We start from the raw sequence: 22,929 nt of genomic DNA on the forward strand, positions 1-22,929 counted from the left end.
ACCAGAGCACACCCGCGCCCTCTCTCCCGACATGCCGCGCCGATTGGAAGCGCTTCGCTTCCACGGCAGAACGGCACCATCGGCCAGCTAACTACCCACTACACCCCGCACACCGCCCTCTCCCCACGCTGCCCTTGCGGCCTGCGTAGGCCCGCGCAAGCCCTCCGGTAGACGTTTCGCGGTACAGACTGGGCAGATCATGCCCCGTGGTCGCCATGACGGAAACCACCTCGTCAAAGGGGATGCGATGGGTGCCATCGGAAAGAATGGCCATCTGTGCGCCTGAAACCGCACGGGTGGCGGCGCAGGCGTTACGCTCAATGCAGGGAATCTGTACGAGTCCGTCCACCGGATCGCAGGTCAGCCCGAGATGGTGCTCCAACCCCATCTCGGCAGCATATTCTATCTGCCGGAGCGATCCGCCCATAAGCTGAGTGGCGGCGGCACAAGCCATGGAACAGGCGGCCCCCACTTCACCCTGACAGCCCACTTCCGCACCGGAGATGGACCCGTTATGCTTGATCACGTTGCCGAACAGAGCGGCTGTGGCAAGGGCGCGCAGCATGTCGCGTTCGCCCAGATGCTGGGTCTCCATGAGATAACGCAATACGGCGGGCATCACGCCGCTGGCCCCGCAGGTGGGGGCGGTGACGACCACGCCACCGGCGGCGTTCTCTTCGGAAACGGCCATGGCGTAGGCAGTAATCAGTCCGGTCTGCTGCATATCCTGCGAAGCAAGGCGGGTTCGGCGGTAGTAGCTCCACGCATGGCGGCGCAGGCCGATGGAACCGGGCAATACCCCCTGCGTGTCCAGCCCGCGTGCTACGGCATCCTGCATGGTCTGCCAGACTTCACGCAGAAAGTCCCAGATTTCCGGCCCTTCACAGGTCTGCACGTACTCCCAGTAGGCGATGCCCTTTTCCTCGCAATGGGCCATAATGCTGGCCATGTCCGGCAGGGCATAGACACGGCGGCGCTCCGAGGCAGACTCTCCGGCCACGCGGATGGCACCGCCGCCCACGCTGTACACCGTGGAGCTTTCCGTAACAGTGCCTTGCGCGTCGAGCGCTTCGAAAACCATTCCGTTGGGATGCTCGGGCAGTTTGTCCGAAGGCCGCCAGACAACCTCCGTCCTCTCCGCGCCCAGCACATCAAGCACTGCGGCATCGGTAAGGTGCCCCTTGCCGGTTGCGCCAAGGCTCTCAAACAGATGCACCCGATACCGTATGGCATCGGGCGTGCGGGAAAGGAATTGCAGCGCCGCATTGCGCGGCCCCATGGTATGGCTGGAAGAAGGGCCTACCCCGATCCGGTACAGTTCTCTGATGCTTTCCATATGCGCTCCTTGACTCGGAATACGCATAACCACCGGGAATTGCAATATCAATCAGATTGAATGAAAACAAATGCGGCTCAGCAATATTTCCATCACTGAAACACGCCGAACAATCAGCCCATCGGCACCTGCACGTAGAAGACCGTACCATCTACGGGAGAGGACTCAAACGAGACGCTGCCTCCAAGATAGTTGGTCACGAACATGCGGGCACTATAGGTACCCAGTCCGCGCCCCCTGCCCTTGGTAGAAAAGGTCCGCTGGAACATCTGAGCCTGCACATGCTTGGGAATGAACGGCCTGCTGCGGATGTAGAAATGAATGTACTTTCCGCTCCGCAGAAAACCCATTTTCACCTCATCGTCCTGCGCAGAGGCTTCCAACGCATTCTTCAACAGATTCTCCAGAGACCTTTGCAGCAGGGTTCTGTCGGTAACGAAGACGATATCTCCCCCGGAATCGTCAACAACAATATGCTTACCGTGTGCACACCCCATCAGCTCACCTAGCAGTTTCATATCCTGCATAAGCTGGCTGGCCTGCACCGGCTCCTGCATCACCGTCAGTTCACCCTGTTCGGCAGAAAATACACTCTGTAAAAACCCTACCTCATGAATAAGCTGCTCGGCACGCTCCGCCGCCGCGTGAGCTAGCTCCATATGCGCGCTGTCCACCTGCTCACCCATGATACGCACGGCCCCCAGAATACCGCCCAGGGCGTTCAGGGAATCATGCAGGAACAGGCTCTCCAACACTTCCTTATACTTTTCCCTCGAAATGTCAGTAAGATACATAAGCGCAAAACAATCTGATCCAATCTCGATCCTGAACGCCTGCACGCGAAGGTTAAGTGCATTGATACGCCCCTGACGTTCCGTCAGCACTCTGCTTTCCTCGGACCGGGCGCCGGTTTCACGAGCGCCGATAACAGCCTTCACGTTGCCGCAGAACTCACAGGCCCCGGAATTACCGCACCCCGCCGTGTTCACGGAATGAACACACGAAACCAACTCACCCGGACGTTTACCCAACAGTTCCTCAAAAGAATCCACCGCAAACAGGGAGATGGCGGCCGTATTGGCAAACACGACCTCGCGGTCCGTATTCAAGACAATAAAGGGCATGGGCACTGTCTCGGCCAGTGCTCCCTGCAAGCGCGTTGCAACCAGCGCATACTGCCGCCGCACCTCGGGTGTAGCCCTCGTGTTACCTGTTTCCGTCGTATCGGTTTTCATGCCCACCCCCTTTCTTCCCACAAACCTTACAAAAACCATCGCCTGAAACGAGAGTGCAGGCAAGAATATTTGTACGCATACTTACTCTTTCAACCTGTTCCACCCACGCTGAATCGCCAGATGCCATGCAGTACCGAGAGCCGCAAAAAGCTCACCCTTGTTCACGGGCTTGCCCACAAAAGCATCCATGCCCCCCCGTAAAAAGCGTTCCCTGTCACCGGACATGGCGTGAGCGGTAAGAGCCACTATGGGAATGTTTCTGCAAGGCAAATGCGAAGCCCGCACCCGCTGGGTGGCTTCAAGGCCACTGACCACAGGCATCTGCACGTCCATGAGCACAATGTCCGGAGTGCCTTGCATAATATGGTTCAGGGCCTCTTCCCCGTTGGCAGCCTGCAACACCACGTGCCCGTGGTCTTCAAGAAAATACGCAAGAAATTCCCTGTTCAGTTCATTGTCTTCAGCGAGCAGTATATGCAGCGGAGGAAGAGCATCGGACGATTCTTCAGAACAGTCCTCACTAACGACCTCCGGTTCCGGCGCAACAAGGCGCATGCCAAGGGTGAAATAAAAACGGCTGCCCTTGCCGAACACGCTTTCCACGCGAAGCTGCCCCCCCATGATCTCAACCAGTTGCTTGCAAATTGCCAGCCCCAGACCGCTGCCTCCATGCTGGCGGGAAAGCGAACCGTCCAACTGCGAAAAACTGTCGAACAAATCCTGAATCCGGTCTTCCGGAATGCCTATGCCCGTATCCGAAACGGAAAAAGCCACTTCCTGCCGATCGCCATCCCGCATCCGCAAGAGGACACTGAGGAGCACGCGCCCGCCCGAGTCGGTGAACTTGATGGCATTATCGAGCAGATTGACCAGTACCTGGCGCAGACGGCCCGCATCCCCCTCCACTCCTTTCTCGACATCATGCGAGACTTCCAGAGAAAGATGCACACCTTTGGCCCCGGCCTTGAGACGCATGGGCTCCACAATGTCTTCAAGCACCTCGACCAGATCATACGGACGCGAGACCAGCGTCATCTTGCCCGCCTCAATACGGGAGAAGTCCAGAACATCGTTGATGACGGCCAGCAGCCCGTCGGAAACATTCTTGATGATGGCGAAATAACGCTGCCACTTCTGCGGAGGTTCCTCGTTCAGCGCCACTTCCGTAATACCCATGATCCCGCTGATGGGGGTTCGGAGTTCGTGGCTGATGTTGGCCACAAACTGCCCTTTCAGCTCGTTGGCATACTCGGCCGCATCCTTGGCGGAACGAAGGGCCGTTTCGTATTCCTCGCGAATGGTGATATCCGACAAAACGGCCATAACGGATTCCACCCGCCCTCTGTCATCCGCAAGGGGCTGCGCATGCGCCTGATACACCCGCCCCCCCACCGTCAACGTAAACGAAGTGCACGTGCCTCCAAACACGACGTTCCGATGCGCAACGATAAGCGACGCCACATCATGCGGAAGAACATCTTCCGGCAGTCTGCCTTCCAGCTCGGCCCTGTTCCATCCGGCTGCCTCAAGCGCTTGCCCGGCAGCAATCAGTATCCGACCGGAACGATCAAAGAGCACAATGATGCCTGAGGGATAGTTTTCGGCAAGTGTCCGGTAATCCTTTTCCCGTCTTGCCACGGCCTCGCGGGCATTCATCAGCAGACGGTTCTGCCTGTAGGCTGCGTAGGTTCCCCACCCTCCCAGAATACCGAAAATAACGAACAGGGCCGCCTGCCAGTTTCTGCGGGCAAGCCATTCTGACAACACGCCTTCCATGGAAACCGAGAGAACAAACTTGAGCGGATACCGGACAGCGGCATAGACCAGCGTGTAGCTATCCCCATCCGTCAACGATGCCTTTCTCCCGGGAACCACCACTTTTTCCATGGCAGGCACCCTGAAGTCCGTATTCCTATGCTGCAACGATGCTGGCCATGTGGCGAGCGTTTCGCCTTCTCCCGTCAGCAGCAGGACATAGTCCACCCCTTCACGGCTGCGGGTTCTCTGGTCGTAGTATGAAGAAGGGGCCACCGTGGCAAAGAGCATGCCGCTGCATTTGTCCCCCACGCCACCCAAGCGGCGGCTGAAAATGAGCATCCCCGGGGCATAGCCGTCCGGCAGTTGCGTGCTGAAGGACACGCGCTCAAGCTTGTTGCGATTCGCCTCAAACAGGGAAGCAACATCTGCCCCGCTGAACTGCGAATCACCATGCAGCGTAAAACGCACCTCCCCGGAGGCATCAAGAACCATGAAATTACTCAGAGCCGGCAGATAAACCAGCGCCCGCGATGCAGCCAAACGCACCTGTTCTTCCGTCATGGATTCAAGGCGGCCCTTTTCCAGCTCAAGGCCAAGCTGCAGAAAGGTACTGTCTATGGCGTCGAAGAGGCGTTCGGTCTGCTCCTGCAACAGCCAGACGTGGTCTTCAAGGCGAAGCGAGGCGGTTCTGACTATCTGCCGTCTGTCTTCAATCAGGGAACGATAGCCCAGATACCCCGATATCAGCAGCAGGCTGAACAGCATGACCAGAACCAGCAGAGGATTCCCCTTCAAAAGCTCCCGATGCACGCCTACAGCTCCCCGACATCGTCGTTCCCGTTGCCTGTGGCCGGGGATTCCGTAGGCAATGCACTGCTCCTGCCGGACGAGAGTTCGTCAGCCTGCCCCCCCGCAAGAACAGCCTCCATCTCACCGAAAAAGCGCTCCAAGATGGAATTGGATACCAGAAGCCCGTTGCGCGTAAGGCTGAGATACCCGTTGCGGATGCGCACAAGCTGGTTGCGGTGCAGGGCATGTATGAGCGACTTGTTGTCCTTGATGAAGTCCCGCCCCGTCAGTTCGCGGTAGGCCTTCACCCGCAGGCCGCGCGTGGTCCGCAGGCGCAGCATCACCAGCTCCTGCACCCGTTCGACAAGGGTGAGGATGTCCGCATCGTGCCCTATCGTGCCGCCGTCCACGGTTGCCGCATACTCCTCCAGCGAAGAGGGATTGGTCCAGCGCCTGCCCTGCAGGGTGGATACGGCCGCAGGCCCGAGTCCCAGATAGTCCGCCCCCTCCCAGTAACCGAGGTTATGACGGCACTGAAACCCCATACGCGCGAAGTTGGAAATCTCGTATTGCAGGTATCCCTGCGACTCAAGGTACTCAGCCCCGTAGATGAACATCTTCCCCTGCTCGCTGTCGTCCGGGAGATTGAGCCTGCCCTTGTACAGCGCCAGCTCAAGCGGGGTTCCCTCTTCAATGGTCAGCCCGTAGCAGGAAAGGTGGTCCGGCCCCAGCCTGACTATGGAACGCAGGTCGTCCAGCCAGAGCTTGAGCCGTTGATCCGGCAGGCCCCATATGAAGTCGAGGTTGATATTGGCAAACCCCATGGTACGGGCCAGCTCAAAAGTGCGTATGGCATCACGGACAGAGTGCGGACGCTCCAGCAGACGAAGCGAGGCGGGATTCATGCTCTGAAATCCCATGCTCAGGCGGTTGATGCCCGCATCCAGCAGGGTCTGCATATAATCCATGTTCGCCACGGATTCGGGATTAGCCTCAAAGCTCACTTCCGCTGTGCGGGCCACGGAAAATGCCTTGCGCACACGATCCATGATAGCGGCCACCGCCCGTGCAGGCAGCATGGAGGGCGTTCCCCCGCCGAAGAACACCGTTTCCACGGGCACCCTGCCCAAACGGTCCCCCCACAGCGCCACCTCGCGCAGCAAGGCATCCACGTAGCGCTGCATGGCATCGCCCCGCGGCACTTCAGAGTAGAACGCGCAATAACCGCACTTGCTGCGGCAAAAGGGAACATGGATATAGAGAAGCATGGCGTCGACATTAGAAGGCCGCGGGCGGGGCGTCAAGCAAGGGCAGCTCACCATCCCGGCACTATGTACCGAGCTGTCCTCATTTCACCTCTTGCCCCTGCCGGTCATGACGGCCCTGCAGACACAGCAATTCATCACGCCTCTGGCTTACAGACCGCTCTTGCAGTAGTATATCCTCTTTCAGGAAGCACCGGCAGATGCAGACCTAAGCCTCTGGCCGGTATCAACCGATACAACATATACAACCCCGCAGGGGCCGAAACACTTTCTCCGGCAATCCCCTTACAGGAACACAACCATGCACGATTCCGCCTTTTCATTCTATCTCCGCAACCACCGCGTCAACGGGTACACGGAACCGGGTCTGGCCACGTTCTACGCCGAGCAACTGCTGAAAGGACTTGAAGGCCTGCCGCCGGAAACCGGACAAAAACGCATTGCACTGGCCGTGGGGCTGCTACGGCAGGCCTTGTTGCTCAATCCCTTTGACAAGCAATTGCGCGGGTTGGTGAACCAGCTTGCCAATCCGGCACCGGCCTCGGAGATATTCACGGCATGGCTTGGGGCCTGCAACAAGGTGCTGGACGACACGGACGAAATCTCCATAAGCAATGCGATGGAACAGGCCGAAGCGTGGAAGCATGATGAACTGCGCCTGCGCGATACGGCCCTTAATCACCATTCGCTCTGCCTGCGCCACGTCTGTCTCATCAAACTGTGGGAGCTGGGCAACCTGCCCTATTTCACGGATGCCGCCTGCGCAGTCGCCTCTTCCGAGGCTGGCCCGCTCATCTGCGGCCTCTACGCCTTTGCCGCCCACTCCGCCGGCGATGCCGCCCTGTGCGAAGGCTTGCTCTCCCGTGCGCTCATCAACCCCCTCACCCTGAACCTGAAGGCCGAGCGTGCCGCAGCGGCAGGGGATACGGAAACAGCCCGCGGCCTGCTTCTGCGCTCACTGGACGCCCTGCCCGTACAGATTCATCTGCTGCTGCGCCTGCACGAACTGCTGAGCCCGCCGCAGCCTCCCACGCTTTCTTCCTTGAATAACGACGCGCGCGTCAGCGTACTGCTCTATACATGGAACAAGCTGGACGTGACCATGGACACCCTGCGCAGCCTGCTGGATTCGGATATCGGCGATGCCCACGTGACCCTGCTCAACAACGGCTCCACGGCTTTCACGCCGGAGGACTTTGCCGCCGCAGTGGGCAATGTAGCCCAGGGACGGCAAGTGGAAGTGATTCAACTACCCGTGAACATCGGTGCTCCCGCGGCCCGCAACTGGCTGTGGCAACTGGAATCAAGCCTCAAGGCCGATTACGTGGCGTTTCTTGATGACGACGTATTTCTGCCCAGCAACTGGTTGCGCTGCTTCCTGCAGGATGCCGCAGAATACCCCGAGGCCACGGTCATCGGCTCCCGCGTGATGAGCCCCGGCGATATACCCACCATCCAGTACGCTGCGCGTTTCTTCTCGCAGACTGCGACCAACCACATCCGCTTCACCAGTACCGCCCCGCTGTTCATGGACATGCAGCAATACACCTACCGCCGCCCCAGCCTTTCCGTCATGGGTTGCTGCCACCTGTTCAACCGCAAGGCCTGCGAACGCCTGAACGTGCCGGGGTTCGACGTGCGATTCACCCCCTCGCAGATTGACGACATTGAACACGATATTCAGGTTTGGCTTTCGGGCGGCACAGTACTCTATGACGGCAGGGTATGCGTGGTGCACAGGCAGAATGCGGGTGGTGCTCCCCTCAGGACAGAGGCAAACAGCGGCCATGAGTGGGGTAATCACATGAAGATGGAGATGAAGTTGTCCGGCGATCAACTCGACAGCGTGGACCGTCAGGTACAGGCCCGTGATGAGGCCCATCTCAAATGCTGCGTACGCAAAGCATTGCCTGAACTCTCGCAGCGAACGAAAACTTTTTTCGCACAGTGCGGCCTGCTGGACGGGTAATCCACAGCCTGTCAAAAAAACAAAAGGCCGACGCCCCTGCGCGTCGGCCTTTCTCAGGTACGGAACCCCCTCATCAGTTCCGCAACTGGTGCATTAATTTCTTCAGATCATCTGCCATATCCGCCAGACGGCGCACCGTACCGCTCGATACCTGCATCCCGCCGGCGGTGGTCTCAGCTACACTGCTGACCTCTTCCACCGCACGCGCTATCTGGCTTGCCGCCACAGACTGCTGTTCCGTTGCCGCGGCAATGGCCCGCACCCGTTCGGCAGATTCTTCGGCAAGGTTGAGAATGGCTGCCAGCGCGTCGCCGCTGTGCGCTGAAAGCCCGTTGGCAGATTCCACCGCCTTCATGGCCTCATCCATACCCAGCATGTTCCGGTTGGAAGACGCCTGAATGGCCGCAATGCGCTCTTCCACTTCGCGGGTCGCCTGCATGGTCTTCTCCGCCAGCTTACGCACTTCGTCGGCCACTACGGCAAATCCGCGTCCGGCATCGCCCGCTCTTGCGGCCTCAATAGCTGCGTTCAGCGCCAGCAGGTTGGTCTGGTCGGCAATCTCGTTGATGACCGTAATCACATCGCCCACAGCCCGGGCATCCGTACCTAGCGCCTGCATGTCCAGACGCAGGCGGGAGGTGATCTCGTGCACGGCGTTCATTGAGGCACTGGCTTTTTTCACCACCTCGGCGCCATTTCGAGCCCGATCGGACGTCCCCTGCGTTGCTTCGGAAGCATTTCCCGCACTACGGGTTATTTCACAGACTGAGGCATTCAACTGCGATACGGCTGCGGCTGTTTCCGCAAGCCTGTCACGCTGCACTCCGGCTCCCTTTGCGGTCTGTCCGACCTGCGAGGAAAGATCGGACGAAGCCCTGGCGAGATCGTCAGCCACACCACGCGCATCGGTAGCCACGGCCAGAATCCGGTCCAGAAGCACACGTACGCGCTCAGCACTGACATCCGCCTCGGCCTTTGCAGCCTGTGCCTCTTCGGCCATGCGCCGCGCATCCTGCTCACTCCGGCTAGCCGCCTCCATTCGCTCCACAATGCAACCGACCATCGCGCTGACATCTCTGCCCAACAGCGCAAATTCACCCTGCAAACCAGACGGGGGACGCGTATCCAGCCTGCCTGCCGCTATGCCGGACGAGTATTCCTGCAATACCCGCATAGAGCGGGTAAGGTCGCGTATGATGAACACCGTGACCAACGCCGTCAGCAGCGCCAAACCGATTTCTGTCCCGGCGATGAGCCAGTTTATCCTGACGCCGAGCTCATGGTACTTTGCGATCGCAATGGCGCGAAACTCGGTTACCTGCGGTTCAAGAGCACGTCCGGCCTCGATAAGAGCTTCGGTTTCATGACGCGTGACCGCGTCAATCTCCCTGAATGCCACATAATATCTATCTATTTTGCGAAGCAGAGCCTCGCCGGAGGTCTTCTTCTCGGGAAACAGGTCTGTCAGGCTGACAACACTCACCCGCGCGGCCTCCAGATGCCTAGCCACCTGCCGGCTATATGTCTCGCCACCCCGCATGACGTAGTTCTTTTCCTGCCTGCGGGCCTGAAGCACCTCGGCATGGGCCTGCGAGGCCAGCTCCTCCATCTGCACAAGGCGGATTTTGGCCCTTTCTCCGAACCATCCGGCAGCGAAAATGCCTACATATCCCGCAAGACACACACCTAGAAGCAAATACAGTTTACGCTTCATCGTCATGACAGCGGCCCTCCCTTGTTACAGACCTGCTTCCCCCAAAGCATACATCATGCCGAGAAAGCGCACTTATTCAATATTCTACAACAGGCTGAAATCACGGTTCTTTTAAATAAAAACAAAAAAGGCCGTTCCGCCAGAGGCGAAACGGCCATGTTCAGTTCTTTTACGATCCGTTAATTCTGCGAACGGTTGCCTACCACCCGTTGATCTTACGAACGTAGATTTCAAAGTCCGATGCTGGCACAGGACGGGAGAAATAGAAGCCCTGCACCTCGGGACAGCCGTATTCACGGATAAGATCAAGCTGTTCCTTCGTTTCCACACCTTCCGCAACCACCTGCAGCGAAAGGTTCTTGGCCATGCTGATGACGGTGGAAACAATGTTTGCGTCGTTCTCGTCATTCAGAATATCGCGAACGAACGAACGGTCGATCTTCAGCGTATTGATATGGAACGTCTTGAGGTAGTACAGGGATGAATGGCCCGTTCCGAAGTCGTCAATGGCTGTCAAAATGCCCTTGCCGGCGAGTTGCTCAAGCAGGGAAACGGTCTGCCCGAGATCGCTCATCATGGTGGACTCGGTAATTTCCAGTTCCAGCAACGATGGCTCAATACCGGATTCATCCAGCGCACTGAACACCATGTCCACGAGATTCGCCCTGAACTGATGTGCAGAGATGTTCACGGAAACTCGCAGGTCGGCCATGCCCGACTCATGCCACAGGCGGGTCTGGCGGCAGGCCTCACGCAGGATGCGTTCGCCCAGCTGCACGATAAGGCCCGTTTCTTCGGCAACCGGAATGAACTCGCCGGGATTGCCCACGGTGCCGTCGGCCCTGTGCCAACGCACCAGCGCTTCCATACCCACAACCTTGCCCGTGCGGATATCCACGCGCGGCTGATAGTAGGGCAGGAATTCATTGTTCTCCAAGCCCTTGCGAATATCCTTTTCAATGGCCAGACGCTTGGTGACCTGTTCCACCATGGCCAGATCGAAACGCTGCCAGCTGGAACGTTCACGCGCCTTGGCGCGGTACATGGCAATATCCGCATTCTTGATAAGCGTATCAGGGTCTGCTCCATCATTGGGATAGCAGGTCACCCCGATACTGGTACTCATATAGAGTTCATGCTCGTCGATGATGAAAGGATGACGGAAGGCGTTCAGCACGGTTTCCGCCCACTTGGCGGCCTCTTCCTCATCAAGGATTCTGGGCAGCAGCACCACGTATTCGTCACCGCCAAGCCGTGCAACCATGCCGCGTTCGCCCACGAGGGCCAGCAGACGTTCTGCCGTATCCGTAAGCAGCCTGTCCCCTATTCTATGGCCAAGGCTGTCGTTGACGGTCTTGAAGTTGTCGAGGTCAAGGAAAAGCACGGCAAACCGCCAGTTCGTCTCTGCATACCGGCTGATAAGCGCCGCGATTTCCTGTTTGATCTTGAGACGGTTAGGCAGCCCTGTCAGTTCGTCATGATGGGCCTGATACGTTATCTGTGCTTCCTTGCGCTTCAGTTCGGTAATATCGTGGAAAGTGCCCACCTCACCGGAACGGTTGCCGTCACGGTCGTAGAAAAAGCTCTTGTACAGCACAAAATGATGCAGACCGCCGTTGGGGGAGACAAGCTCCATGAAGCAGTTGGTCATCATGCCGTTCGCCCCTGCGGTATCGGGGATACGGCAGGCAACCTCATCCGGCAGCAGCCGGTGGGAAGACTGGCCCATGATATCTTCCTGCCGCAGGCCGAGCATGTCGCTGAAAACCTTGTTGCATCCGAGATACATTCCGCCGAGATCCTTGTAGAAAATCGGGTTCGGAATGGATTCGATGAGGGTTTCGAGAAATTGATTCTTTTCCTGCAGCAGAGCCTGCACTTCCAGCAGGCGGGCGTTGGCGTTGCGCAATTCACTGGTGCGCATGGAAACTTCCTGCTCCAGACGTTCCTGATACCGGTTGCGTTCTTCCAGCAGACGGGCTCGTTCCAGAGCCTTGCCTACGGCATGCTCCAGCACCATCATATCCGTGATCGGCTTGGTGACAAAGTCCCAGGCGCCAATACGCAGAGCTTCCACGGCCTCTTCAAGCACACCCACGCCGGAAACAACAATCACCGGTACTGCGGGGGCTTCCGCCTTCATGCAGCGGACAACCTCCATACCGTCCATCACAGGCATACGCAGGTCCACGAGCACAAGGTCAGGGTGCTCCGCACGGAACACTTCCAGACCAAGTGCGCCGTTCTCAGCCTGATAGACCTCAAAGCCGCTGTCTTCCAGATAGGCGACAATATTCTCACGCACCGTCAGGTCGTCATCAATCGTCAAGATTCGTGCGGGCATATCCTGCATCTAAGTCCTGTCCTCTTGTTTGGCCTGTCTTACCACCCGGTCCACCACTCTCCGAGCATGCCAAGAGATCAACCTTTTTTCCAGTAAAATATTGAAATACCCACGCAAGACTTCTGGACGTGATCCCTCAAGGCAATATATGCTACAATTTCCATGCATCGTATAATCTCAACACTACCATAATCTTTAACAGCACATCAGGATAGCTTCATGGCATTCGGGATTCTCAAAAAGCAGTTGGGACTGCAGAAGCAATTGGACGAATTTCTCAATCAGGTCAGCGAAGCCTCGCTGCTCCTTCGTCAGGGTGTGGACCTGTTTCTCTCGGAGCGCGAAAGCGCCTTTGACGAGAAGCTTGAACAGATCACCCAGATAGAACACCGCGGCGACGACATGCGCCGTGCGATTGAAAAGAAACTCTACATCAAAACGCTTATTCCCGAATCCCGGGGCGACGTGCTGCAACTGCTGGAACGTTTGGACTCGCTGCTGGACAGCTGCAAGGCCATGCTCTGGCAATTCAAGATTGAACTCCCGGACTTCCCTGAAGAGGTCCACGGGGAACTGCGCGACCTGACCTCGCACTCCGTGGAGTCCGTGGAAGCAATCGTCCGCTCCACCCGGGCCTTCCTCAGGACAAGCCCCGAGTTTGCAGATCACATCCACAAAGTTTCATATTGGGAAACCGAATCCGACAAGGTTTCCACCCGCATGATGATGGCCCTGTTCCGCCGCGAAGACCTCAGCCTGTGCCACAAGGCCCAGCTCAAGGACTTCATCCGCCGCATCTCAAGGATCGCCGACAAAGCCGAAGACGTTGCCGACCGCCTGAGCATATACGCCATCAAGCGCATGCTGTAACCGGAGCCTGACATGCTGCCTGTATTTCTTTCCAGCGGCCTGTTTCTGGGCTGGTCTCTCGGAGCCAACGACGCTTCCAACGTGTTCGGTACGGCCGTTGCCTCGCGCATGGTCAAATTCAGAACCGCCGCAATCATCTGTTCGGTGTTCGTCATCATCGGCGCGGTGGCAGGCGGTTCGGGCGCATCGCACACCCTTGGCAAACTGGGCGCGGTAAACGCGCTGGCCGGGGCCTTCATGGTCGCCCTGTCCGCCGCTCTCACGGTCTACCTCATGACAGTGGCCCGCTATCCCGTTTCCACGTCGCAGGCAATCGTCGGGGCCATTGTCGGGTGGAACCTGTTCACAGGCTCCATCACCGACCCCGCCTCACTCTCGAAAATCATGATGACATGGGTGGCCTGCCCAGCTCTCTCGGCCATCTTTGCCGTGTCCATGTACATCCCCATCGCCTACGCCATTAAACGGCTGTCCCTGCACATTCTCACGCTGGACACCATGACCCGCTGGGGACTCATCCTGGCCGGGGCTTTCGGTTCCTACGCGCTGGGGGCCAACAACATCGCCAACGTCATGGGCGTTTTCGTCCCCGTGGCACCGTTTCATGACATAACATTCTTCGATACCATTACCCTTTCCCCCGAACAGCAATTATTCTTTCTCGGCGGCCTTGCCATCGCCACCGGAGTATTCACCTATTCCAGACAGGTCATGATGACCGTAGGGGCGGGTATCGTCCGCCTCAGCCCCATTGCGGCCTTCATCGTGGTCACCGCACATTCGCTGGTACTGTTCGTATTCTCCTCGCAGGAGCTTTCCAACTTCCTGCACAGCGTCGGCCTGCCCCGCATTCCTCTCGTACCTGTTTCCAGCTCGCAGGCCATTGTGGGCGCGGTCATCGGCGTAGGGTTGCTCAAGGGGGGCGGCGGCATACGTTGGCGCACGCTGGGTGGCATCGCCTCCAGTTGGGTTACCACGCCCATCATGGCTTCGGTGGTTTGTTTTGTCTCCCTGTTCTTCCTGCAGAACGTGTTCAACCAGCAGACATACAGACCCGTGGAGTACGAATTGACCCCCATGGTCTGGGAGCGCATCGCCACACTACCGGGAGCCAGCGAAGCCACGCATGAGGCGCTGGACGACATGTGGATAGAACGCTACCCCAACGCGCAGGAATTCAAGACCGCTCTGGAAAACCGCCTTGGCGAAACGTCCCCGCTTGTCCCGCTGATCATGGAATATGCCGAGCTGGACGCCTTCCGCATCACGACAAAGGCCGTCAACAAGATTGACCGCAACTACCTTACGGATGAGGAAATGGACATCGTGGAGACTCTGGTGGGCCAGGCGTTCACCCACCGCTGGCGCTTTGTGGAAGTGCTGGAGGAATCCTCCGAGGCCTGGCGTCCCAAAAAAGGCGACGACGAGTTCAACAAGGAACGCAAGCGCAAGCTCAAATACCTGTTTGACACCTTGCGCGCCGCCTCAGAGTAATCTCCCGCCTGAAAGGCATGCCCCAAGAGGCACGCATGGCAGAACAAGATGGCCGGACAGGCATGCAACCTGTCCGGCCTTTTTTCATGCATGCGGAACCGCCCCCCCACAGCCTATGCCGCTCCACGTAACCGGCTCCCGCACAGAGAAAGCGACTGCGAAAACGTCTGCGGAAGAAGACATTCTTTCTTCTCACCCCGTTGAGGTAGGCACTCAACATGTGCTATGCTTTAGCCAATCAGCAGAAACATGAAAAAATAATCTGCAACTACTGCATATTACATACGGAGACTGCCATGACCGCAGAACAGAAGAACGAATCGGCCTCCCGCGAGTGGCTTATCCCTGAGGAAGGCCAGAAGCATCTCAAGGACATTTTCAAAGGCCTGAAGGGCGATGTCCGGCTTGTGGTATTCACATCCGGGGACCCCAAAAACGAATTCGACGCGTACCTGCGCAGATTTGCCGAAGAACTCTCGTTGCTCTCGGACAAGATCAGCGCCGAATTCCATACAGTGAAGGACAAAGCGGCCACCGAGCACAAGGTAACGCTCACACCCACCCTGCTGGTGAATCCTGACAAGTACCGCATACGGTTCACCGGCGCGCCGATGGGCGAAGAGGCCCGGGCGCTCATTGAAACGATATTCCTTGTATCCATGGGAGCCAGCGGCCTTTCTCCCGCCTCCAAACAATTGCTGGAGGAACTGAAGGAGGAACGCAATCCGCGTGTCTTCACCTCGCCGGGCTGCCCCTATTGCCCGGGGCAGTTCATGAACGCCGTGAAATGCGTCATTGCAAAACCCGACCTCGTGGCGGCGGAATGCATCGACTCCGACGAGTTTCCCGACCTGTCGTCGAAATACCGTGTCGGCTCCGTGCCGCACACTCAGTACAGCGAAACATTCTCCGGCGTCGGCATGATGCCTGAAGAACGGTTCGTACTGGAAATGGTGGCCCTGAAGGATGCCGAAGCCGCCCTGCGGGAGCGCGGCATGCAGCCGCAGGCAGCACACGGACACGAGGTTGAAGCCGAAAAATACGACGTGATCATTCTCGGCGCAGGCCCTGCCGGCCTTACGGCGGGCATCTATGCCGAGCGTTCCGGCTTGAAGAGCATCGTGATCGACAAGTCCATCATCGGCGGCCAGGTTGCCACCACCCCCAACGTGGAGAACTACCCCGGCTTCAAGAACGTGGGGGGCATGAACCTTGTGGAGATTCTCACGGCACACACCCGTGAATACTCCAACGTGCGCGAAAACGAACCGGTGGAAGAGATCAAGATCGGCAAACGCATTGAGGTGTACACCGCCAAAGGAGTATACCTTTCCAAGGCCCTCATCCTTGCCACAGGCTCCCAGTGGCGCAGCCTGGGCATTCCGGGCGAAAAGCAGTTCTTCGGCAACGGCGTTTCCCATTGCGCTTCGTGCGATGGCTATACATTCAAAGGCAAGAAGGTGCTCATGGTAGGCGGCGGCAACAGCGCCCTCACCGATGCCCTGCACCTCAAGAACCTTGGCGTGCATGTGACCATCGTGCACCGCCGCGACGCCTTCCGCGCGGAAAAAGCCCTGCAGGACGCGCTGAAACGCGAAGGCATCAAGGTGATCTGGGACAGCGCCGTGGAAGAAATCTACGGCGATGCCGAGCGGGTAAAGGGCGTCAAACTACGCAACCTGAATACCGGTGAAGATTCCCTGCAGGAATGCGACGGTGTGTTCATATCCATCGGCCATATCGCCAACACCGAACTGGCATCCGACATCGGCGTGCACCTCAACGATGACGGCACCATCAAGGTGGACCGAGGCATGCGCACCAATATCCCGCGTGTCTACGCGGCGGGCGACGTCACCGGCGGGGTACGGCAGATCGTCACCGCCGTGGGCGAAGGAGCCACCGCAGCCCTTTCGGCTTTTGAGGATATTCAGAATCCATACTGGAAGAAGAAAGCCTAGCCGAAACGTCGTGCACAAATTACAGAGGGGGCCTGCAGGCCCCCTCTGATTGCTGACAAGGTCTTTTTGAGTATTTCTTGTCTCGGACTGGCAGGGGGATGATCCCCCGACACCCCGCATAAGCGATGAAAAAATACGGTTTGGCTTCCGTTCCGGCTTGGCAAGAACGCGATGTTTGCGGACACCCGAGGATGTCATTAACCTGAGGCCGCCCGCGCCCCGCCTGTTTGGACAGGCACCAGACAGCCGCTACAGCCACTTGTTCTTCTTGAAATAATACACCATCATCCCGCCCATAAATACCATGAGGCACATGACGCCGAGGTACCCGTACCGCCAGCCCAGCTCCGGCATGTACTCGAAGTTCATGCCGTATATGCCCACAACGAACGTCAGCGGAATGAAGACAGTGGCGATAACCGTAAGAAACTTCATCACCTTGTTCATGCGCATGCCCGCAAGAGATATCTGCAAATCAAGCATGCCGGAGAGCAGATCGTGCAGAGCCTGCACGGATTCCACCACCTGATCGGCGTGCCCCTTCACATCGGCAAAAAATGGTTCCACGGCCTCGTCTATTTCCACCTCGCCGTTCCTGTGCAGCCCCCCCAGCGCCTGCTGGGCAGGAATCAGGGCATTACGCAGGGCAACCACGATGCGTTTCAACGCATAGATGCGCATGAGCGCATTTTCGTCCGCGCCGTCTTCGCCAAGTTCCTCCTCCAGCGCCTCCACATCGGCGCTGATGGCGCTGATGGCGCTGAAATAGCCATCCACCAAGGCATCCAACAGGGCAATGGTCAGGTACATGGAGCCAAGCTTTCTGATACGCCCCTTGCCCTTGCGAAGGCGGTTCAGCACACCGTCCCATATGCCGTCCTGCTCTTCATGAAAGCCGATGACCACACCCTCGCGGCAGAGCAGCGCCACATGATGTTCCCTGAGCCGCAGGGCTTCGCGGTCATACTCGATATGCCGCAGGGCAATGACCACGTGGTCGTCATATTCATCCATGCTGGGCCTGTGTCCCGTGTTCAGAACATCTTCCACAGCCAGAGGATGCATGCCGTATTGCTCAGCCAAGGCCAGCACCTGCTCGGCCTCATGCAGGCCGGTCAGAAGCAGCAAACGGCTCATCCCCACTTCCTGCGTGGGCAGAGAAAAAGGAAACGGAACAACCTGCTCGGTCATGGCGTCCAGGGAATAATCCACACAGAGCAGCCAGGGGTCAAAGCCCTTGGCTGTTCCGGAATACACGGCCGTACCGGGAGACTCGTCCCGCTTTCTGGAGTGATGGCGCAAGGCGTCAAACATTCTTGATCTCCCTCTTGCAAGTCTTGGCTGCATGCTCAGGCCCGTCCGGAGCGACGTTATCCGTCTCACTCCCGACCATGATGACACACTGTGACGTACGCCCGTCCACCTTGAGATGCAACGGCGTATCCAGCTGTACACGGGAAATGTATTTCTCCCTGTGGACCTCGGGCAGACCTGCCAGCCAGTCCCAGTCAATACGCTCTTCTCCCTTTTCGCCCACCATGATGTAGTTGATGCCCAACGTCGTGATGTTGTGGAAGAAATGCGATCCCTGCGAGGGCTCCACCTTGAGAGTTCCCGTGGAAGTCTCGATCATGGCGGCCACGCCGCAGATATCCTGCCAGCCCACGGGAATACCCAGCCAGCGATCCGCAGAGCCCCAGCGCCCGAAGCCGATAAGCAGATAAGGTCGTCCCTCGTCCATCAACGTCCGGTTCATCTGCCCGATCTCTCTGGCAATCTCCTGCGTATAGGCCACGTCAAAAGAATCGGGGCGGACGAAAACAACATCGCGTATATCATGCCGCTCCGCATTGCCCAGAGCGTTGCAGGAATAACAGAAGGCCCGTTTGCGGTCAGCTTCGGTCACGGTCACCTTGCGCACCTCCGCCTTGGCACTCATGGGGCGTAGCTGCAGCAATGCAAAGCGCCCCTTGGGGTGCCCCGCCTCTTTCAGGGCCGCACGCTGGGCCTCGGTCACCGGCATATCCACCGCAAATTCAACCTCCACAGGCCCGCCCATGGCTTGCGAGGCGATATCAAGCACATCCTTCACTATCTCGGGCAGAGGAAAGGAGTTGTGCCGCAGCACCTGCGAAAAGAGCAGCACCTTCGCCCCCGGACCGGAAACCGTATCCCGCAGCACGCCTTCACGCGGGTCATAGGTGCTGGCCACCAGCGTAACAGGCCCGTCAGGTTCGGCATCATACACCTCGCGCAGCACCACGCGGTCCGGTGAGGCAAAGGACGTAACGCCCGATGCGCGACCTTCTCCCGCACTGTCTGCGTCCGTACCGGACACGGGTTGCGGCGGCACATCTACCGGTTCCCACGAAGCGGACACGCCCCCCATGTAGAGACTGTAAAAACTGGTCTGCGAGTTGCGCATCATGTCAGATTCCGTTGCGAACTGAGGCAGCAGTTGCGGATGCGCAGGCGAGAATCGCAGGGTCTGCCCGCCATCCATGACCATCTTGCCCAGCCCCATGGCAATGGAAGCCACCCCTTCCTCGGTATCCATGCGCCCGAAGGGATAATAGTTATGCGACTGCGCCACCCCGGAAATGACAGGATAAAAATATTCGCCGTATTGCTGTCCCACCACCTCCTGAATGACCACCCCCATCTTTTCCTCGTCCGTCCGCAGCTTCACGCGGCGGGAGAAGGCCTTGGGGGCCTGATAATACGTAGAGGCAAACACCAGCTTGATGGCCTGCAGAGCCTGACGCAGCCGTTCCTGCGGGTCCGGATGGTTGTTGGGAAGCATGAACGTGGCGTAAAGCCCGGCATATGCCTGATACTGCGCGTCTTCCAGCAAGCTTGAGGAGCGAATGGTGATGGGATAGTCCACCTCGCGCAGATAGATGCGCACATGATGCTCCAGCCAGCCCGGCATCTTGCCCGCAAGAAAGAGACGGGCGATCTCCGCATCCGGCACGTCAGCCTTGGCGAGGTACTTGAGGTTGTTATTGCGCACAAAGGCGTCAAACCCGTCCACGCTGACGGCCAGCGTTCGCGGCGGCGCTATATGCACATCCGGAAACTTCTCCTGCAGCCAGCGGTTCTGCGAAAGAAGACGGAAGAGGAATGCCAACCCGCGGGATTTGCCGCCGAGCGAGCCCTTGCCCGTCTTGAGAAAGTCCGTTGTGGGGTCGAAATCCCCTGCATGAAAGGTGACCACCACTCCCCGTTGCCGGTCACGGATACGGTCACGGATCAGCGTAAGCAGAAAATCCCGTTGTGTCAGCGGACCACTGAAATCTGCATTGGTCAGGGGCCGCATGACGCAGGCCAACTCGAACTCGTTGCGCGCAAAAAACCAGCGCGAGAAATCGTTGCGGCTGCAGTGGGCCAGAAAAACATCGTCGGGAATGGTCCTGAGCATCTTTTCCACGCCGTGCATGCTGGAGGCGCGCCCAATCTCCCCCCCCTCGGCATCACGGAAGACAAAGTCGCCGAATCCCAGCTGCTCGGAAACAAAGCGGCGCACCTCCGCCAGCAGAAAGGGCGAATTCTTGTCCACGAAGAACGCGGGCACCTCTTCCGCCCGCGCCGCGTTGACGGATTCCGAGCTTGTCAGCAGCAGGGGAATATCCGCCCGCTCGTGCCGTATTTCCTTGAGCAACGTCACGCCCGCATCGGCAATAAGCTTGCCGCCCATGGGGTAGCGCACGTCGGAAATGACTCCCAGCACGTAATGCTCATACTGCCTGAAATATTCCACAGCCCGCTCGTAGGTTTCCGCCACCAGAATCTTGGGACGCGCACGCATGGCCAGCAGGCGGTGTTCCTGATTCAGCCCCTCGTGAATGACCTGCTGCGCCTGCAGCACCAGTTCCCTGTAAAGAATGGGGAGCAGCGAAGAGATGTAGACCGGGGAATCTTCCACCATGATGATGACGCGCACGCCCGCGAACTGGGTATCGTGCTCCACGTTGCGACGGTCTTCCGAAAGCTTGACGATGGCAAGCAGCAGATCGGCATTGCCCGTCCAGACAAAAAAGCGGTCCACGCCGAGAGCGCGGTACTCTTCAGGATGCTCGATGCGCTGGTGGGTGAGCATGACCACGGGCAGGTCAGGGTACCGCTCCTTGACCGAAGACTTCAGGGAAAGCAGATCCTCTTCCGTGTAGTTGGACATGAGAATGAGCAGGTCGCAGGCATGTGCTTCCAACTGCTCCGGCACTTCCGCAAAGGAAGATACCCACGTCAGGCTCGGCGGCTGGCTCAGGTTGAGCCCGCGATACTCGCTAACAAGACGCTCGGAAAGCTTGCAGTCCTCCTCCATGACCCACGCATCATACGGGGTGGAGACGAGCAGAATATTCCGCACCTTGCTCGCCATGAGTTCCTTGTACTGGGCGAACCTGCTTTCGGTACCAGTCCGGTGGACATAACAGAACTGCTGCATGGTATCCCTTCCTTCCTCCCTGTGGAGGTTCAGCTTTCCCGACAGTCTGCCGGTACCGTGAAATCAGGAACCACAAGAATCCATGAACCGAAACGACAGACGCTTTCGCTGGGCTAGTCCCCTATTCTGCACTCAAGCGTCTGCTCCCGCTTGGCGTCATACATGGCCTTGTCAGCCCGCAGATAGGCCGTATCCAACGAGTCTGAGGGCAGAACCGTTGTCAGGCCGCAGCTCATCCGAATGCAGAGGGACTCGCCGTTCACTTCCACCAACGGCGTTTGCGCGAGCCGCTCATTAAACCTGTGCACCACATTATTGGCGCTGGCCGCACCGCCCATGACGAGCAGCATGAACTCATCGCCGCCCCAACGGGCGAGCATGTCCGTCTTCCTGAGGATTTCTCCTGACAGCCTGCCCAGTTCCTGCAAAATGCGGTCGCCCACAATATGCCCGTATGTATCATTAATGACTTTGAAATCATTCAGGTCCAGCACAGCCAGAGAGAACACCTCCCCGCCCCTGCTCAACAGAGAATACTGCATGTTGAATCGCTGCTCTAAGGCACGCCGGTTGGGCAGCCCGGTCAGGGAATCCACAAGCGTTACGGATTCCAAACGTCTCTGATACCGGTTCACGGTCATGACACTCACCAGCAGAACCGCCAGCGTCACCACAGCACCCGCCGCAACTGTGCGGATGAAATTGTCCCGCGCCGAGGCCATGACGTCAAACTCCGCCTGCTGCACAACAATGTACCAGTCGATCTCCGGAATATAGCGCGAGGTAAGGTAAACGCCGCCATCCTTTCCCTTGAACTCGAAATCGGCCGGTGTATCCTTGGCTGCCAGCACTCCCGCCGATACTTCCGGCGAGGCCATGCTCGCAAGTGAGGTGCCTCTGACAAGCGACACATCGGGATGCACCTGTACGGTACCCTTGCCATCCACCATGAAAACGGTCTTGCCATGCAGCCGCTTGTAGTCACTGAACAGTCTGGCAAGGGTGGCCATGCGCAGCCCCACGCCTGTCACCCCGATAGTGCGGGATGCAGTATCGCGCACCCTGTAATTGATAAACACCGTCAGCTCGTTGCCGGCAGCTTCGTTGGTGTCCACATCCAGCCGCATCGTCAGACCGGAGGCCAGAAAGTCGTAGAACCAGACGTCATGGGCATCATCTGGATGTACATCCTTGAGCACGTTCTCGAAGTGATAGTACCGGCTGGAAGCCGTTGACACAAAAAACGAGGAAAAAAAACCATACTCCTCGTGAATGCGCTGCAGGTATCGGATGACTCTGGTCGAATCCTTTTCCCCTTCCAGCACCCAATCACGCAGGAAGGTATCGTTTGCCATGACCGATGCGACATGAATGGGCTGCATGAGGTCAGCATGAATTTCGGAGTAAATGGTGTCGCGCAGCAGAGGCAGGGAAGAATTAACCAACTCATCGCGTATATAACGCTGAGAGACATTATAATTCACCACACCAAGGAGAATGAAACCCGTAAGCATGATGCCGCAAAGAGCTGCGACAAGCTTTATTCTGTCGGAAGCAAGGGACATTATGACCACCTGAAAAAAATGCAATATCACTTTCGGCATAGTACACAAAGCCGATGCATAAACCAAGCCCCGCTGAGCCCTCTTTTTCGAAGACATGCGCAAGATTTCCTTGAAAAAATGCGGCTTTCATCATGCTGAGTGAGCAGTCAGTCCGGTTGCCAACCCGAACAAAAGTCACTATA

At 57.9% G+C, this 22,929-nt stretch carries 13 protein-coding genes; 4 read left to right on the plus strand and 9 right to left on the minus strand.

Annotated features, from left to right (window positions below):
• Positions 1-91: 91 nt before the first annotated feature.
• The 4 genes from N1030_RS11740 to hemW form a co-directional block, all read right to left on the minus strand.
• Positions 92-1,336, minus strand: a complete 1,245-nt coding sequence (locus N1030_RS11740; RefSeq protein ID WP_265825669.1) for an L-serine ammonia-lyase, iron-sulfur-dependent, subunit alpha — start codon at positions 1,334-1,336, stop codon at positions 92-94.
• A gap of 113 nt (positions 1,337-1,449) precedes the next feature.
• Positions 1,450-2,571 carry an ATP-binding protein gene (locus tag N1030_RS11745; RefSeq protein WP_265825670.1) on the minus strand — a complete coding sequence of 374 codons (1,122 nt, stop codon included), beginning with the start codon at positions 2,569-2,571 and terminating at the stop codon, positions 1,450-1,452.
• An 81-nt stretch (positions 2,572-2,652) separates the two neighbouring features.
• Positions 2,653-5,139: an ATP-binding protein gene (locus tag N1030_RS11750; protein ID WP_265825671.1), complete on the minus strand. Its 2,487-nt coding sequence runs from the start codon at positions 5,137-5,139 to the stop codon at positions 2,653-2,655.
• 2 nt (positions 5,140-5,141) lie between these two features.
• Positions 5,142-6,386 (minus strand): radical SAM family heme chaperone HemW, encoded by a 1,245-nt coding sequence (gene hemW, locus N1030_RS11755; protein WP_265825672.1) that lies wholly within the window; start codon positions 6,384-6,386, stop codon positions 5,142-5,144.
• 298 nt (positions 6,387-6,684) lie between these two features.
• Here hemW and N1030_RS11760 point away from each other — a divergent pair, with 298 nt between their 5' ends.
• On the plus strand, positions 6,685-8,352 hold the full coding sequence (locus N1030_RS11760) for a glycosyltransferase family 2 protein (RefSeq protein WP_265825673.1): 1,668 nt from the start codon (positions 6,685-6,687) through the stop codon (positions 8,350-8,352).
• Between the two features lie 73 nt (positions 8,353-8,425).
• On the opposite strand, the gene N1030_RS11765 is transcribed toward N1030_RS11760, so the two are convergent.
• Together N1030_RS11765 and N1030_RS11770 are read right to left on the minus strand one after the other, a co-directional pair.
• Positions 8,426-10,072, minus strand: coding sequence for a methyl-accepting chemotaxis protein (locus N1030_RS11765; protein WP_265825674.1), 1,647 nt, complete (start codon positions 10,070-10,072; stop codon positions 8,426-8,428).
• 193 nt (positions 10,073-10,265) lie between these two features.
• The gene (locus N1030_RS11770; RefSeq protein WP_265825675.1) at positions 10,266-12,410 is read right to left on the minus strand and encodes an EAL domain-containing response regulator; all 2,145 of its coding nucleotides are present in this window, start codon (positions 12,408-12,410) and stop codon (positions 10,266-10,268) included.
• 219 nt (positions 12,411-12,629) lie between these two features.
• Here N1030_RS11770 and N1030_RS11775 point away from each other — a divergent pair, with 219 nt between their 5' ends.
• From N1030_RS11775 to N1030_RS11785, 3 genes are all read left to right on the plus strand, one after another.
• On the plus strand, positions 12,630-13,280 hold the full coding sequence (locus tag N1030_RS11775) for a DUF47 domain-containing protein (protein ID WP_265825676.1): 651 nt from the start codon (positions 12,630-12,632) through the stop codon (positions 13,278-13,280).
• 12 nt (positions 13,281-13,292) lie between these two features.
• Positions 13,293-14,774 carry an inorganic phosphate transporter gene (locus N1030_RS11780; protein ID WP_265825677.1) on the plus strand — a complete coding sequence of 494 codons (1,482 nt, stop codon included), beginning with the start codon at positions 13,293-13,295 and terminating at the stop codon, positions 14,772-14,774.
• A gap of 296 nt (positions 14,775-15,070) precedes the next feature.
• Positions 15,071-16,735 (plus strand): FAD-dependent oxidoreductase, encoded by a 1,665-nt coding sequence (locus tag N1030_RS11785; protein ID WP_265825678.1) that lies wholly within the window; start codon positions 15,071-15,073, stop codon positions 16,733-16,735.
• Between the two features lie 249 nt (positions 16,736-16,984).
• Here the strand turns inward: N1030_RS11785 and corA are convergent, their stop codons facing one another.
• The 3 genes from corA to N1030_RS11800 form a co-directional block, all read right to left on the minus strand.
• A complete protein-coding gene (gene corA, locus N1030_RS11790; protein WP_265825679.1) occupies positions 16,985-18,049 on the minus strand; it encodes a magnesium/cobalt transporter CorA in 1,065 nt (354 codons plus the stop codon).
• Positions 18,042-21,182, minus strand: coding sequence for a PEP/pyruvate-binding domain-containing protein (locus tag N1030_RS11795; RefSeq protein ID WP_265825680.1), 3,141 nt, complete (start codon positions 21,180-21,182; stop codon positions 18,042-18,044). The genes corA and N1030_RS11795 overlap by 8 nt, the downstream gene beginning before the upstream one ends.
• Positions 21,183-21,295: 113 nt before the next feature.
• Positions 21,296-22,747, minus strand: coding sequence for a sensor domain-containing diguanylate cyclase (locus tag N1030_RS11800; RefSeq protein ID WP_265825681.1), 1,452 nt, complete (start codon positions 22,745-22,747; stop codon positions 21,296-21,298).
• Positions 22,748-22,929: the final 182 nt, after the last annotated feature.

Origin of the sequence: Desulfovibrio mangrovi (assembly GCF_026230175.1) — a bacterium.
In the GTDB taxonomy this organism is placed as follows: Bacteria; Desulfobacterota; Desulfovibrionia; order Desulfovibrionales; family Desulfovibrionaceae; genus Halodesulfovibrio; species Halodesulfovibrio mangrovi.

Excerpts from the sequence above, each read along its gene's own strand:
- N1030_RS11740 (WP_265825669.1), bottom strand. The coding sequence starts at position 1,336 with ATGGAAAGCATCAGAGAACTGTACCGGATCGGGGTAGGCCCTTCTTCC.
- N1030_RS11745 (WP_265825670.1), bottom strand. The coding sequence starts at position 2,571 with ATGAAAACCGATACGACGGAAACAGGTAACACGAGGGCTACACCCGAG.
- hemW (WP_265825672.1), bottom strand. The coding sequence starts at position 6,386 with ATGCTTCTCTATATCCATGTTCCCTTTTGCCGCAGCAAGTGCGGTTAT.
- N1030_RS11760 (WP_265825673.1), top strand. The coding sequence starts at position 6,685 with ATGCACGATTCCGCCTTTTCATTCTATCTCCGCAACCACCGCGTCAAC.
- N1030_RS11765 (WP_265825674.1), bottom strand. The coding sequence starts at position 10,072 with ATGACGATGAAGCGTAAACTGTATTTGCTTCTAGGTGTGTGTCTTGCG.
- N1030_RS11770 (WP_265825675.1), bottom strand. The coding sequence starts at position 12,410 with ATGCCCGCACGAATCTTGACGATTGATGACGACCTGACGGTGCGTGAG.
- N1030_RS11775 (WP_265825676.1), top strand. The coding sequence starts at position 12,630 with ATGGCATTCGGGATTCTCAAAAAGCAGTTGGGACTGCAGAAGCAATTG.
- N1030_RS11780 (WP_265825677.1), top strand. The coding sequence starts at position 13,293 with ATGCTGCCTGTATTTCTTTCCAGCGGCCTGTTTCTGGGCTGGTCTCTC.
- N1030_RS11785 (WP_265825678.1), top strand. The coding sequence starts at position 15,071 with ATGACCGCAGAACAGAAGAACGAATCGGCCTCCCGCGAGTGGCTTATC.
- corA (WP_265825679.1), bottom strand. The coding sequence starts at position 18,049 with ATGTTTGACGCCTTGCGCCATCACTCCAGAAAGCGGGACGAGTCTCCC.
- N1030_RS11795 (WP_265825680.1), bottom strand. The coding sequence starts at position 21,182 with ATGCAGCAGTTCTGTTATGTCCACCGGACTGGTACCGAAAGCAGGTTC.
- N1030_RS11800 (WP_265825681.1), bottom strand. The coding sequence starts at position 22,747 with ATGTCCCTTGCTTCCGACAGAATAAAGCTTGTCGCAGCTCTTTGCGGC.